The sequence below is a fragment of the Bacillus cereus group sp. BfR-BA-01349 genome (assembly GCF_022663795.1).
Lineage (GTDB): Bacteria > Bacillota > Bacilli > Bacillales > Bacillaceae_G > Bacillus_A > Bacillus_A cereus.
The window spans coordinates 22,782-37,076 of sequence record NZ_JAKUGE010000029.1; the positions used below are offsets into that span (position 1 = coordinate 22,782).

The window sequence follows — 14,295 nt, forward strand, 5'->3', positions numbered from 1 at the left end:
CAATATTAGGAGCTGATTTCATGGAAAAAAAACCTATCGTGTTTAAAATCCCACCAAATTCAAAACTAAAAGTTACATTTTTCGGTCCTTGTAACGAAGTAATTACAAATGTGTCTATAATTAATCAACTATGCACCCCTAAATGTCAAACTATCACGCAATATCCAGACTTTAAGAAATATGTAACTGAAGTACGATCGTTATCCCGTTGTTAGTCCGCATAATGCACGATTTTCACAACTTTGTTACCTAAAGATAACTGAGAAAGAAAATAACTGCATTCCTAAATTAAAATTACTCATTTTATGATATTCCATTGATAATTCATTGATTTTTTACACGTTTTTATTAATAGAACATATATTATCGTATGGAGATTATCCACTCATAAAACCTATCTTTCTTTGGAGCATACTTTTTATGTATGCTCTTTTTTTATGCAACCGTCCCCCTTCTAAATTGACCAACAATATATTAAAATTCTTTATATACTCAAGGAGGTTAAATATGTTCAAGTTGCATCCAATACTACTCATCTTAGGATTGATTTTGTTTTTATATAGTGTAATCGCCTTTATGTTATTCTTTTCAGTGTATTAGGATTCCCTACACAAATCTATGTTCAATATATAATTTCTATATAGTAAAGAAAAAACGTAACGATACGATCTTTTATGTATTCCGTCTTTCTTGTTCTATAAGAAAACTAGTAAACTTACTAACAATGAGTTTTCACAAGCATGTTACTTATTATTCTGTTTATTATCTGAAGAAGATTGAAACCCTTACAAATTAAACTATACTTAACCTGTTTACTTATATATTTTAGAAAAACAATAATAATCCCCCCACCATTTGGTAAGGGGATTAACTAAACCTACTAAAAAACATTTGATGATCTGTTTTATTTAATTGGAGAAGGAAATCTTGCTGCTTCAAAATGTGCCCCATCTTCTAAAGGACTTAAAACCCCATCTATACTACTTTGTGCATAAATCTCAACTTCATCCCCTGCATTCAATTGAACAATCGTCGAAACACTTACGACATTTCCAAAACTTATTGGACCAAAAAAGTCATTATCTATAGCTATCGCTGCGTTTCCATTCACACGAATTTCTACACGCGCTCTATAATTTAAAGTTGGATCGTTTGGAAAGAAACCAATCGTTCCAATAATAGAATATACTCCTTTAGTCTTTGGCGTAAAAATAGATGTTGCTGGATTATACTCATTCGCTAAATCAAATTGTTCATTTTGAAATAACACTTTCACAAAAGTATTAGCAGGAACATTTTGATTCACAGTATTTCTAGCTCTAAATGCCGATGCTCTAACAAGATTGTCCTTATTATCATGACACTTACTAGTGTTCTTACAACAATCATGATGCTTCTTTTTATACTCCTTACAATACTTACAGTAGTAATAACAAGACATACTAATTCCCCTTTCAAACTTATTACTACATATTATGTAAGATTGATTTATAAGGTTTGGACTAGCTATTTTTCTTATTCATAAGGGCGCTATTAATCTGCACCCTTATTTATATAAACCACTTCATTCCTTACTAGTTATAAGTTGTATATAGTTCCATATGGAATAGTAAGAAAAGAACTTCCATACGGTGTAACATGATGTACTGGATAAAAATACTCTACGGATGAGTAATATGGTTCTACTCCTTGCTGCTGCATTTGCATTTGTTGTTGTATTTGTAATGCTTGTTGAATAGCTTGGACTGTACTTTGTGCTCCACTATACGTTATAGACGTACCATACGCTGGTCGCATGCCAGCTTCAGAATTAATATATGAATAAAACATAATTTTCAACTCACTTCCGTATAATTTGTTACACATTATATTATGATTCTTTATTTCATTAAGTACTATAATGCTAGTTCGCTCGCTTATATTCAAATGACAAAATAAAAAAGTAGATGCTAGACTACTTTTAATTCTTCTTATTACCAAATGAAATGATATACATATTCTCCGTTTACACGCTCATCAATTCCAGCAACCCTAACGAATCTCAGTAAATCCGCCCCTTGAAGAAAATATACCGACATCGTAACCGGTACTTGTGACCACATGAATTGAAAAAGCTCATTCACTCTCTGATTCGTCGTAACGATTAAATCATTTACAGGTCCATGATTCCATGCAGAGGTTTGAACTGAAGTGAAAGAAAGGTCTTTCCCATTAACCACTATTCTTGCCACGCTTTGAGTTATGTCCACAATACTCCCCTCCAACATTACAAAAATTGGAGCTTTTTTAGTTCATATTATTATAAATATTCTTGACTGTAATAAATGTTTAAGGCAAATCCCTAATAAAGTGAAACTTTAATCAGTGGGGGTCTTACTGCCCGTTAATGCGGGATACAATTTTTTTATTCATATCCCTCAATTCCCATTACAACCATATAATTTCTAACCTGATTCAATTTTTGTAAAAGTTGAACCTGCAAATGTAAATTCCATAAAAGTATTAGAAAAATTAAACTTTACTTTTGAAGGTACTCTGAGAAAGAGCGAAAAATTAGCTGTAAAGCTTATCGATTTAAATATTTATTCGAAATTAATAAGCGATTAATTTTAGTCACTCTGCCCATACTCAATCAAAGTTTGGGCTTCTTTAATTTCTGTATAAAATTCAAAAGTTTGACACAATCCTGGAAAAAGCTTATAAAGAAAAGTGAGGTTCCTTTATTTTCACACTTAGTAGCGCAGTCATGTTACATACAATTTTATAAGTGTGAACGAACTACAAAACTAAAAAACAAATAATAAGTTTGCAACATGTTTGCAAATACGAATTTTGCATATAAATTCGTGTGATATTGAAAGGAGTTTTACTTATGAAAGAAATTAAAACAGAACAAGAATTCAAAGACATCATCGCAAGCGAGGAGCCAGTAGTTGTTAAGTTCTTTACTACATGGTGCCCAGATTGCGTACGTATGGACAACTTTATCGGAGATGTAATGGAAGAGTTCAATAAATTTGAATGGTATTCTATTAATAAAGATGAGTTTCCAAGTATCGCTGAAGAGTATCAAGTAATGGGTATTCCAAGTTTACTTGTATACCAAAACGGTGAGAAGCTAGGCCACTTACATAGTGCTAATGCAAAAACTGAAGAGCAAGTTACTGAGTTTTTAGAAGCATACTAAGATGAAAGCCCTCTGGAAAATATTTTTCAGAGGGCTTTCATCTGTTTTCATAATTATCTTTTGACGTTTTTCCTCGTTTAATGAATTACACCTTGTCATGATAAGAATAATATGTAGTAAGAAAAGTATTCGTTTCTTGATCCATCTCCCCTCCTATCTCTTTAGTAAATAAACTCCAATTCGGTTTACACCCTGACTTTGTACTTTTCAACATATTTTTCCTTCACGAAACTTTGTTATCCCCTTCTTAAAAAGCTATAAAACGTCAACAATGTTTGTATAGACCCACACGACTTTCGTTTGATACTCTATTTATAGAAAGAAATTCCTTTAAAGAAAGGTGAGTGATTAAAATGGATACTCTTTCTCATAAAGAAGCTGATAAAGGCGCTATTGTCGGCATTATGGCCTACATATTTTTATCCTCTATGAAAATCATCATCAGTTATATTACCCTCTCTAGCGCATTACGCGCTGACGGTTTAAATAACTTAACGGATATCGGTGCTTCTTTAGCGATATTAATTGGTCTAAAAATATCTCGTAAACCTCGTGACCCAGATCATCCGTATGGGCATTCGCGTGCCGAACAAATCGCATCACTTGTTGCGTCCTTCATTATGGCAACAGTCGGATTAGAAGTTGTTATTAGTGCCATTCAATCTTTCTTAAATCCGAAACAAGCAGCGCCTAATGTACTCGCTGCATGGGTTGCTTTATTTTCTGCTGTCGTTATGTATTGCGTGTATTTGTATACGAAAAAAATTGCAGCGCGAACAAAAAGTAAATCATTAGAAGCCGCTGCAAAGGATAATTTATCAGATGCACTCGTAAGTATTGGTACTGTAGTAGGTATTGTCGGTTCTCAGTTCCAAATGCCTATTTTAGACCCTATTGCCGCTTTAATTGTCGGTCTTATTATTTGTAAAACTGCATGGGAGATTTTCGTAGAATCTTCTCATATGCTTACAGATGGAATTGATCCTGATAAAATGGAAGAATACGCTGATGCTATTGAGCATATTGGCGGTGTGGAAAACATTGTAGATATTCGAGCACGTATGTACGGGAATCAAACGTACGTTGATATTACAATTGAAGTAGATGCTCGCATGGATGTTGGAGAAAGTCACTGTATTACCGACAACATCGAAGCTATGCTTCGCAAAAAGTTTGGAATTTACCATGCACACATTCATGTTGAGCCAATGAAAAAAGAACCTATTATGACATAGGTTCTTTTTTTATGAACGTTTTATGGAATATAACACATAAAACGAGCCAGCTACCACCAGCTGCCCATCCTGCTAATATGTCAGATGGATAGTGCACGCCAAGATATATTCGGCTAACTGAAATAGATAATACAACAAAGCTTGCTATAAGAATAATTAACAATTTTTTATGCAACGAAATACGCTCTTCAGTAATTGTGACGTATGCAATAAATCCTAAAAAAGCAGTAGCATTCATCGTATGACCGCTCGGAAAACTATATCCAGTTGCAGTAACAAGCTGCGTGACATCAGGTCTTGCTCGTTCGTACCATAGTTTAAGCATACTGTTTAAATAACGAGATCCGTAGTAATTAATTGTTAGAAGCAACGCACTAAGCAACTTTTTTCTAACGAGAAAATACATTACAAGAATAATGAGTAATGGAAAATATATTCTTTTGGAACCGATAAAAGACACCCAAGTAAAATAGGTCGTCAAATAATCGTTTCGAAAGCTTTGAATAAAATGTGCGACTATATTGTCAAAGTTCTCAATACAAGCGGTATGATACGAAAGTGATAATACGACAAAACAAATGAGTAACGTAAAACTTAGCAAGTATAAATGTCGATATCGTTTCACATACATAACCTCACTATGCAAAAAAATGGAGCGGTTGTTTTAGTTTTCCTCTCCATTTCTTTTTTATGCATAGTTTATTAAAAAATATAATTATTAATTTTTTGCTTCATCTCAGGGATATCTTCTCTTGTTACAGTGAAGCGAATAACCTTCTCATCAAGATCAAGTGCCTCAGCGAATAAACCAGCTAATCCACGTGATTTTCTATCTACTTCCATAATTATTTCTAATCGGTCGTATGCACGTGGCAAAATTAATAATTCTAATTCATCTAATCTGCCGTAGTACTCTCCAGAAACCGGAATAAACTCAAATTCTTGTGCGAATGGAACTTGTTTACGTAATCGGTGCGGTAATTCTTCACATTCTATATGACGTGCTTTAAACCCTAATTCATTTACACTATCTAAAACACTACTTAATAATGCATTAGGTAACACTTGAACGTAGTCGCGGTCACTTGGGTCTATACTACGTTTAATATCAAGACCTGTATGAATCCAAACCGTTTTCATACCAAGTGTAAGTGGTGCTTCAATTGGCATTGGAAAAGAAAATGGAATGTCAACTGTTTCATTCGGTTCTACGGAAAAAGGTTCGGTTAAGCGTACTCGCTCTAAATCATATGTTGCTGTTACTTTTTTATCATCCACTTCTCGTACATACGACGTCGATAATGTTAAGTAAATGCTTTCAATTTGTTGGCTAACTGAACCTCCAGTTATATGAACCTTTCCAACTATTTCTTCCCCAACAATATACTCATCTTTTTCAAGAACAGTATCTACCTTTGCACTTCCAATACCAACGCTTGCTAAAAACTTTTGAAACATGGAGTCTCCATCCTTTCTAAAGCAGAAGCTACATCTTGTTTTAAATCTTGTACATTCTCATAGTACGGCGTTTTTATTTGTAACATTCGCATAAGCATTTCGCGATTATAATGTTCCAAAGTTAATTCTTCGTACCATGGTTTTTCCTGTTTTTCATTAGATTCATATCCTGCATATAATAAAAATAATGAGAAATGACCGAGCGCATAAAAGTCGCTACGAAATTGAACTTCTCGCATCAAAGCTTGTTCACCTTCGTAAATTGTAGCTCGCTCATCATCCTCACCTTTCCATTTAGCCAATCCAAAATCAATAATACTAATTTGATTTTCTTTCATTAGTATGTTTGGAATGCGTAAATCTCGATGAATAATGCCTTCACTATGAAACACCGATACAATTTCTAATATTTCATATAAAATTTCAAAAACTTCACGTTCTGTATATACATACCCATCTATGAAAATATAATCTTCAAAATTTTTACCAGGCATGTACTCCATCACAAAGAAGCTCTTTTTCTCCCATAGGAAATGATCATATAGACTAGGAATTGCATGATGATTTAATGTTTGTAAAATCATTTTCTCTTGTTCAAATGATTTTCTACCAGACTCATATCTTTGTTTACTTTGTCTTAATTGTTTTAAGACTTTATATCTATTTATTTGTAAATCATTAACGACATATGTAACCCCATAACTGCCCATTCCAATTACTGATTCAATTTTATAACGCTCTGCAACAATTGTATTTTTTCGCAGTGGTCTATCAAATAATGCTAGTACACGACGCCATTTCATCAGCTACTTGAAAAGAAGCTACGGCTTTTACGTTTTCTTTTATAATGTTGATGTCCATAACCAGATGAACGTCGTTTATAATCGCTACTTGAATACGAGCGCCCTCTACGACGATAATCACTACTTGAATACGAACGATATTTTTTCTTTCCTAATAAAGAATCAATAATTTTTTTGAACATTCCTTCACCTCTTGTGTAAAATTTCCTTTTCATTATACCAATAATTATTGACTATATTTGTGACAGGTTTATAAAGAGTAAAAAACGACGAGTTATGCCCGTCGTTACTTTCATTCATCCTCTTCATCAAAAACTTCATCAATCATGCATTTCTCTAATAAATACTCAAATGTAATATCTGCGAGATCTTCAATTTCTTCTCGTTTTGGGACGTACCCTCTTTCAATTAGTTGCTCATAAAAAAACTCCGCAATCTCTTCCGTATCAATCACGACTTCAATTTCCTTCATGAGCATCACTCCTTTATTTCTGTTTTATGAAAAAATCTCAAAATTATGTATATGAGATTAGAAAAATAGATTTTATTTTTTTATAGGTCATAAGCTTTGGACGAGATGCATACGATTGTAGTACAAGCTATTCAAAGGGGGAAATAATAATGGAAAATCAATATGAAGTAGGACAAACAAAAGAAGAGTTCATGCATGAAGATCAATGGGCAGACTCTCTTATAAAGTGGCTTTTTATTTTTTTAATAGTTGTAGGCATACCTTATACTGCATATGTTGTTGTTCAATTTATTCTCTCTTTCTAGTTAACTATTTTTTCTCTGTCAATTTAACTAAATAATTATGAACAACATCCATTACAATTTTATATTCTTCATCTTTAAATGTATCGAACAATAATTGATAATCGTTATAAATGTCAAGTAATCCATCAATGATTTCTTGACGATTCGTCTTAACACTCACTTTTTTCGAGTTGTTAATTGACTTTAACTTTCCTAAATCCAATTTATTCATACCTGCTTTATCTTGTTTCATTTTCTTCAAAATTGCATTTGCCGTTTGAGCATTGGCGAGTAACGTTAAATCTGATTCATCCGCTTCTAACCATTCACCATCCGTAATCCGTGACAATTCATAAATTGTATCTTCCCATGCGTCATTCTTATATCTCCATACTTCTGTACGAAAACCAACAATACGGAAAACATCTTTATCATATCCAGTTACTTGCACAAGATCACCAAACGTGAAATTATAATTTAATTCAATCCACTCCGTATCGCCCTTTTTCATATCTTGCTCTGTAACGTGCTGCAATGTTTGCTCTACGTAAAAGCCATCGTGATTATTGACTTCGTATACATAAACTCCATCTAAAACCTTCATATTTGTGATTTCCCCAACGGTTCCATATAGCGTAATCACGACTATGTCCCCTACGTTGTATTTAGGTTGTTTTTTTCTTGCCATCTCTATCTCTCCTTTTTTTGACGTCGTGATTTTGATATCAGTATATGCAACCTACATAAAAACGCTTATCACAGAAGCTTATATTCATAAATTTTTTCAATAAAAAATATAATCTTATAAAATTTACATTACACTCAAACAAAAGCTAGTAACTAGACTAGCTTCAAATCAACAAATTTCATAATAAAAAAACATACAGAATACTTCACTTTAAACAAAGTAATGTATTCTGTATGTTTTCAAATAGTTTTTATCTATCTTGTATGTATAAATCCCAGGCTTCATCAAATATAGACATACTTTCTAGCATTCCGCTCAACTCTAAGTATGAACTAATTTCATCATAGTCTTCAGATTGCTTCGGAAAACTTAAATCATCATACATCGCCTCTGCTAAATCTGAAATTTCATTTCTAAATACAGCTGCACGATGCTTCATCATATAATGGTAAAATGTCTTTTTCAAAAATATTCCCTACCTTTCTAACTTGGGTACATTATACAAGGCAAAAAAGAAAAAAACCAGCATAAAAGCTGGTTAAAAGTCGAAATAATTTCTTTTTAATAGACGCGGTCTTCCCATTAATTCTTCATATGTTAGTTGTTTTGGTAAATCTTTCGTGTAAATTAAGAATAATTGATCTTCAATTTCTTTTACTGTATGGTCTGATTGATAGTCCATCCCGCACGAGGAACAAGAAATACATGGTGTCTCTTGGATTTCAATGGCTTTCGTACCATCTGGTAATTCCCAATATACAGTATTCAAGCTTTCTTTCGCTTCTGTACTGTCACACCACATACAATTCATACTGCATCACCCTCAGTTTTTTTGTCGTTTTCTTCTAACTTAGCCATTTGTGCTTGATATTTTTTATCTTTTAATTGATCGCGCTTATCACGTTTATCTTTTAAAGATGCATGAGTATCATTATCTTCGTAGTCTTTACGACGGTTCATACGCTGTAAGTCGTCTGGAACGAGGTTAAATTTCTTATCGCTCATAAGACCTGCGATACCAACATCTGAACGTTTTTCTTCGTAGTTCGGATAAATCTCTTTAAAGTATCCTTCCGCTCTTCCTGGAATATAGCTCTCTGGCTCTGGATACGTCGTAATAACACCTTCAAAGTTACGAAGTACAACTTTATCTGCACTTTGTGAGATTAAATAGTTTGGTTGAAGTGCAATTTTACCGCCTCCGCCTGGCGCATCAACAACGAATGTCGGAACAGCATAACCAGATGTGTGTCCACGTAAACCTTCAATAATTTCAAGACCTTTAGATACTGGTGCACGGAAGTGACCGATACCTTCAGATAAATCACATTGATAAATGTAATATGGACGTACACGGATTTTTACTAAGTCATGCATAAGTTTTTTCATAATTGGAACGCTGTCGTTAATACCAGCTAAAATTACTGCTTGGTTTCCGACTGGAACACCAGCATTCGCTAACATTTCACATGCCTTTTTCGATTCTTCAGTAATTTCAATAGATGTATTGAAATGTGTATTTAACCATACTGGATGGTATTTTTTAATAATGTTACATAAGTTTTCTGTAATACGTTGCGGGAATACTACTGGTGCTCTCGTTCCGATACGAATAATCTCAACATGCGGAATCTCTCGTAAATTTTTTAATACATATTCTAAAATTTTATCGTTAATTAGAAGTCCGTCACCACCGGAGATTAATACATCTCGTACTTGTGGCGTTTCACGAATATAAGCAATTGCATCATCTAATTGTTTCTTCGGTACACCCATTCCAATTTGTCCACTAAAACGACGACGTGTACAGTAACGACAATACATAGAACATTGATTTGTTACTAAGAATAGTACACGGTCCGGATAACGATGTGTTAGCCCTGGAACTGGTGAATCTTCGTCTTCGTGAAGTGGGTCTTCTAAATCATATTTTGTTTTATATAACTCTTCCGAAATCGGTACTGATTGCATCCGAATCGGACAGCGTGGATCATCAGGATTCATTAGCCAAGCATAGTACGGTGTAATGTTTAACGGGATCGTTTTCGTTGAAATTTTAACGCCCTCTTCTTCTTCAGGTGTTAAGTTAATCACTTTTCTTAAGTCATCTAACGTTTTGATCGTATTCGTTAATTGCCAAACCCAATCATTCCATTGCTCTTCAGTAACATCTTTCCATAATTCGATATCCTTCCAGTGACGATTTGGTTTGTATACATCATGTAACATTGCTATTCCCCCTTTTTATACGCTCATCCTTTATATAAGCAATAGTTATGCCAACTTTGCATTGTTGATAAGTAAATGTGCGGAGAACCCTATTACATAAGCAAAAAAATATTTTTAAGCGTTGTATGAAATCAATACTTAACATCATATTCATTACTTTTTATATATGTAAACGCTCTTTTATTGGTGCAAACACACAAAAACCGCCGATTATTCGGCGGTTTTGTCGTACTTGCTCAGTTTATATTGAAGCGTTTGACGAGGGATACCTAACATTTTTGCGGCTTGTAGTATATTCCCTTCCGTTTCAATCAACGCTTGATCTATTAATTCTTTTTCTGTTTGATGAAGTGCTTCTCTAAGTGGCATTATACCTTTTTTCTTCGAAAACTTCTCTTTCCGAAATGTACGTGGTAAACAATTGGCTGTTAATGTATTCCCTTCTGCAATAATAACAGCATGTTCAATCGTATGTTTTAACTCCCGGACATTTCCAGGCCACTGATAAGCTTGCAGTCTATCTTTCGCTTCCTCATCAATTTGAAGTACACCTTTTTTATAACTTTTATTATATTCTTTCAAAAAATAAGATGCTAATAATAGTACATCCTCAGTTCTTTCACGAAGCGGTGGGATATATAATGAAAATACGTTTAAGCGATAATATAAATCAGTGCGAATTTTATTCTCTCGTAAACATATTTCTGGAGGCTGGTTCATTGCGGTAATAACACGAACATCTACTTTTCTCGTCTTATTATCACCAATTCTTCTAATGACTCCATCTTCTAACACTCGTAACATTTTTGCCTGCAAATCAAGAGGCATTGAATTCAGTTCATCTAAAAATAATGTACCACCATCAACAAGTTCAAATAGCCCAGCTCTTTCAATCGCTCCCGTATAGCTTCCTTTTGTCGTTCCAAACAATAAACTTTCTAATAGCGACTCTGGTAAAGCTGCACAGTTTTGTGCAATAAATGGCTTGTTTTTTCTTTTAGAAGCTTCATGAATTGCTTGTACAAACAGTTCTTTTCCTGTTCCTGTTTCACCATATATTAAAACATTCGCGTCTGTTGGTGCTACTTTTTGTGCTAACTCTTTCGTCTGTTTAAACCGCGTATCATTTGTCACTATCGTCTCAAATGCAGCGTGCTTTTTAATCACTTTTTTTCTAGATGATCGCTTTATTTTCGACTGTAAGTCAACAATTGTGTCAGTAAGTTTTTGAATTGTAGAGTAATCCTTTGCAATTTCAACAGCCCCAGCAATATTCCCATCTATAAAAATAGGTAACGTCGTATTTACTGTACAAACATCTTCACCATTTAAATTTTGATAATGTTGTACCTGATGTACGATAGGTTTTTTTGTATCTAGTACTTTCATCAATGTACTCGTTTCCCTTGATAAAGACGGGAACGCTTCTAACAGATGTTTCCCTAACACTTTTTCAATCTTCGATCCATCGTGTTTTGCAGCTACAGAATTATAAAATATTGTAATTCCATTTTCATCTACAGCGTGTATAGCCTCATCAATACTGCCCAAAATCGCTTCAATGACTTCTTGTGTCGAAACTGCTAGCAATGTCATCCCCCCTCTTGCCGAAAATCCAGCAATTACATGCCGAATTTTCGGCACACCTATGTGCGATTGTAAGCATGACGATTCCGTTCTATAATTTTAATCAATTTTATATTTTCATTAGATAACTCGAAACTCTAATTAGTAAGGCTTTTTCAAACACCCAGCTCCACCTAAATGTTTTGCTTTACAGCCAAATTTTGAAGCGGAAGTTTTACTGCTTTCGAATAGCTAGATAGATCTTTCACCCATATATTCATATCTTCCAACTTATCGAAAATGTAGCAATTATTTGCCAGTCTTCCTGTATACGTATAGCCTAATTGATGAAAGGCAGCATTCATTCCGAAAGAAAGCGATCGAGCAATTGTATAGGAGCAGAAAATAGATCTTTCTCGAAGTTCTTCCTCTAATTTAATTAGTAAACTTTTCATAAATCCATGTTTACGATATTCAGGTAAAGTAGCACAATTCGTTAATTCTGCATTCCCTTCCTTTATGTTCATTTCTGCAGATGCTGTACTAATAATTTTCCCCTCAAATTCATATACGTAGTAAATTGTATCGTCTTCTTTCATCGTCTGTAATACATAACTCGCTTCATTTAAAGGTGTCGGATACACTTCAAACACTTTTCCGAATACAGTTGCTAATTCTTCTGCATCTTCTTCAGTCGCTTTTCTCAGCAAAAATTCCTCTGGAACTACTTTTTCTTTTATTTCTTTTCCTTTTACACCGCTTAATATAGTATCTTCCTCAGTCCAATGCATACTATTTCGTCTTTCATCATTATTATATTTCACGAAAAAGTATGCATCGTGTCCTTGAAAATAATGAGGTATCGTTGCTTCCAACAAAAAACCGAAAGAGAGCCATGTTGAAACATGCTCTCCCTTTCCTTTAATAATGCATTTAGTGAAAGAATGTTTCTCTGCTAGTTCGTCAATTGTCTGTATAATACTTTCAACATTTCCTGTATAGTGATCTACCCGAATACGCTTATTAAAATAATCTAAAACGCCTTCTACTGTATAACAATTCGTCTGTTCTCTAAAAGATTCATAGTATTTCATTTTTTCACCTCACACCAATCTAGTAATGTACATGCAATAATTTTTGCGGCAGCTATCATTTTATCAACTTCTATATATTCGTTTGGATAGTGTGCTACTTTCGTCTCCCCTGGACCAAATACTATTGTTGGTACGTTTGCAATTTGTGTAAATAAACCTCCATCAGTCCCCCACGGAGATGCTTCAATAATTGGTTCGTTCCCTTCGATTTCAACAAAGTTATGATGAAGTGTTGTAATGAGTTCATGATTCTCTTCTAGTTCACCAGGAACCCATCTCGCTCCAAACCATTCTACTTCTACTGGATTTTCAACAAACCAATTGTCCACATCATTTAATTCAGCAATCCAATTCTCAAACTCTTCTTTTGCCGCCTCTATAGTCTCATTCGGCGCAACACCGCATCTTCCTTCTAAAATTAATTCATCGGGAACAGAACTTGGCCAACTCCCTCCTTCAATTTTCCCAATGTTAATTGGAATTGGAATCGGAATTTCTTTAAATAACGGATCTATAATTCGACTATTTCTTTTCTCCTCTAGCTTTCTTACATGTTCTATAACAAACATACTTTTTTCAATTGCACTAACCCCTTCATAGCGCGTTCCACCGTGTGCAGCTTTCCCTTTTACACGTAGACGAAACCACATGGAACCTTGTTGTTTCGGGAAAAACTTCATATTAGTAGGCTCTGGAATAATGACACCATCTGCCTTATATCCTCGTAATATAGTTGCTAATGTCCCTGCTCCGCCACTTTCCTCTTCTATTACACTTTGAAAATAGATGTCTCCTTTTAATTCAATGCTAGATTCAATGATCGCTTCCATCGCAAGCATAAGTGCGACATTTCCGCCCTTCATATCCGTCGTTCCACGGCCATATATACGATTCCCTATTTTCTCACCGCTATAAGGGTGATGTTCCCACTGATTCACATCCCCTTCTGGAACTACATCAATATGCCCATTTAATATCATAGATTTCCCGTCGCCACTTCCTTTTAAAGTCGCTACAATATTTGGGCTATTCAAAAAACTTGTACGGGGTGATACAAAATAAGGGTGATCTTTCATTTTAGAAAAGGAGGGCTCCCATATATCGAGATCTAAACCTAATTCACGTAATTTTTCAATCACAATTGCCTGCGCACCGCTTTCATCACCAGATACGCTCTTTTCTTGAATTAATCGTTTTAAAAATTTCACACTTTCCTCTTCATGGCTCTCAATATAATCACAAACTTGCTTTTTTAATTGCTCCATATATTACATCTCCC

General features: G+C 34.3%; 19 protein-coding genes and 1 pseudogene. 5 read left to right on the forward strand and 15 right to left on the reverse strand.

Features of this window, described 5'->3' with window-relative positions:
- The first annotated feature begins 20 nt into the window (after nt 1-20).
- A complete protein-coding gene (locus MR169_RS16870; RefSeq protein ID WP_000412557.1) occupies nt 21-215 on the forward strand; it encodes a hypothetical protein in 195 nt (64 codons plus the stop codon).
- A gap of 689 nt (nt 216-904) precedes the next feature.
- Here the strand turns inward: MR169_RS16870 and MR169_RS16875 are convergent.
- From MR169_RS16875 to MR169_RS16885, 3 genes are all read right to left on the reverse strand, one after another.
- Nucleotides 905-1,441, reverse strand: a complete 537-nt coding sequence (locus MR169_RS16875) for a C1q-like domain-containing protein (RefSeq protein ID WP_002100961.1) — start codon at nt 1,439-1,441, stop codon at nt 905-907.
- 137 nt (nt 1,442-1,578) lie between these two features.
- Nucleotides 1,579-1,830, reverse strand: a complete 252-nt coding sequence (locus MR169_RS16880) for a DUF3947 family protein (protein ID WP_242319698.1) — start codon at nt 1,828-1,830, stop codon at nt 1,579-1,581.
- Between the two features lie 143 nt (nt 1,831-1,973).
- Entirely contained in the window at nt 1,974-2,249 is a 276-nt protein-coding gene (locus tag MR169_RS16885) for a hypothetical protein (RefSeq protein ID WP_142345309.1), read from the reverse strand.
- 208 nt (nt 2,250-2,457) lie between these two features.
- Between MR169_RS16885 and MR169_RS16890 the strand changes: the two are divergent.
- The 3 genes and pseudogenes from MR169_RS16890 to MR169_RS16900 all read left to right on the forward strand — a co-directional run.
- Nucleotides 2,458-2,607 (forward strand): annotated as a pseudogene (locus MR169_RS16890) (GNAT family N-acetyltransferase); the annotation flags it as partial.
- Between the two features lie 265 nt (nt 2,608-2,872).
- A complete protein-coding gene (locus MR169_RS16895; RefSeq protein WP_000658787.1) occupies nt 2,873-3,187 on the forward strand; it encodes a thioredoxin family protein in 315 nt (104 codons plus the stop codon).
- Between the two features lie 353 nt (nt 3,188-3,540).
- On the forward strand, nt 3,541-4,422 hold the full coding sequence (locus MR169_RS16900; RefSeq protein WP_242319699.1) for a cation diffusion facilitator family transporter: 882 nt from the start codon (nt 3,541-3,543) through the stop codon (nt 4,420-4,422).
- Here MR169_RS16900 and MR169_RS16905 read toward each other — a convergent pair.
- The 5 genes from MR169_RS16905 to MR169_RS16925 all read right to left on the reverse strand — a co-directional run bounded on the left by MR169_RS16905 (nt 4,412) and on the right by MR169_RS16925 (nt 7,155).
- Entirely contained in the window at nt 4,412-5,047 is a 636-nt protein-coding gene (locus MR169_RS16905) for a phosphatase PAP2 family protein (protein WP_000833370.1), read from the reverse strand. The two genes, MR169_RS16900 and MR169_RS16905, sit on opposite strands and share 11 nt — an antisense overlap.
- Before the next feature lie 77 nt (nt 5,048-5,124).
- Nucleotides 5,125-5,880 carry a sporulation protein gene (locus MR169_RS16910; RefSeq protein WP_000486631.1) on the reverse strand — a complete coding sequence of 252 codons (756 nt, stop codon included), beginning with the start codon at nt 5,878-5,880 and terminating at the stop codon, nt 5,125-5,127.
- Complete coding sequence (locus tag MR169_RS16915) at nt 5,862-6,683, reverse strand: serine/threonine protein kinase (protein ID WP_044796283.1); 822 nt, start codon at nt 6,681-6,683, stop codon at nt 5,862-5,864. The genes MR169_RS16910 and MR169_RS16915 overlap by 19 nt, the downstream gene beginning before the upstream one ends.
- Entirely contained in the window at nt 6,683-6,865 is a 183-nt protein-coding gene (locus tag MR169_RS16920) for a hypothetical protein (protein ID WP_000473371.1), read from the reverse strand. The genes MR169_RS16915 and MR169_RS16920 overlap by 1 nt, the downstream gene beginning before the upstream one ends.
- Nucleotides 6,866-6,975: 110 nt before the next feature.
- Nucleotides 6,976-7,155: a YozD family protein gene (locus MR169_RS16925; protein ID WP_000658451.1), complete on the reverse strand. Its 180-nt coding sequence runs from the start codon at nt 7,153-7,155 to the stop codon at nt 6,976-6,978.
- A 149-nt stretch (nt 7,156-7,304) separates the two neighbouring features.
- Here MR169_RS16925 and MR169_RS16930 point away from each other — a divergent pair, with 149 nt between their 5' ends.
- On the forward strand, nt 7,305-7,460 hold the full coding sequence (locus MR169_RS16930) for a DUF3930 family protein (RefSeq protein WP_000431486.1): 156 nt from the start codon (nt 7,305-7,307) through the stop codon (nt 7,458-7,460).
- Between the two features lie 4 nt (nt 7,461-7,464).
- Here the strand turns inward: MR169_RS16930 and MR169_RS16935 are convergent, their stop codons facing one another.
- From MR169_RS16935 to MR169_RS16965, 7 genes are all read right to left on the reverse strand, one after another.
- Nucleotides 7,465-8,127 carry a hypothetical protein gene (locus tag MR169_RS16935; RefSeq protein WP_242319700.1) on the reverse strand — a complete coding sequence of 221 codons (663 nt, stop codon included), beginning with the start codon at nt 8,125-8,127 and terminating at the stop codon, nt 7,465-7,467.
- Nucleotides 8,128-8,377: 250 nt separating this feature from the next.
- Nucleotides 8,378-8,593, reverse strand: a complete 216-nt coding sequence (locus MR169_RS16940; protein ID WP_242319701.1) for a YozE family protein — start codon at nt 8,591-8,593, stop codon at nt 8,378-8,380.
- 72 nt (nt 8,594-8,665) lie between these two features.
- The gene (locus MR169_RS16945) at nt 8,666-8,938 is read right to left on the reverse strand and encodes a YokU family protein (protein WP_000995763.1); all 273 of its coding nucleotides are present in this window, start codon (nt 8,936-8,938) and stop codon (nt 8,666-8,668) included.
- A complete protein-coding gene (gene kamA / locus MR169_RS16950; protein ID WP_000902142.1) occupies nt 8,935-10,356 on the reverse strand; it encodes a lysine 2,3-aminomutase in 1,422 nt (473 codons plus the stop codon). Before kamA ends, MR169_RS16945 begins: the two co-directional genes overlap by 4 nt.
- A gap of 210 nt (nt 10,357-10,566) precedes the next feature.
- Nucleotides 10,567-11,952, reverse strand: a complete 1,386-nt coding sequence (rocR, locus tag MR169_RS16955; protein ID WP_011110073.1) for an arginine utilization transcriptional regulator RocR — start codon at nt 11,950-11,952, stop codon at nt 10,567-10,569.
- A 164-nt stretch (nt 11,953-12,116) separates the two neighbouring features.
- Nucleotides 12,117-13,016 carry a putative beta-lysine N-acetyltransferase gene (ablB, locus tag MR169_RS16960; RefSeq protein WP_086392383.1) on the reverse strand — a complete coding sequence of 300 codons (900 nt, stop codon included), beginning with the start codon at nt 13,014-13,016 and terminating at the stop codon, nt 12,117-12,119.
- A complete protein-coding gene (locus MR169_RS16965; RefSeq protein ID WP_000436685.1) occupies nt 13,013-14,281 on the reverse strand; it encodes a peptidase in 1,269 nt (422 codons plus the stop codon). Before MR169_RS16965 ends, ablB begins: the two co-directional genes overlap by 4 nt.
- Nucleotides 14,282-14,295: the final 14 nt, after the last annotated feature.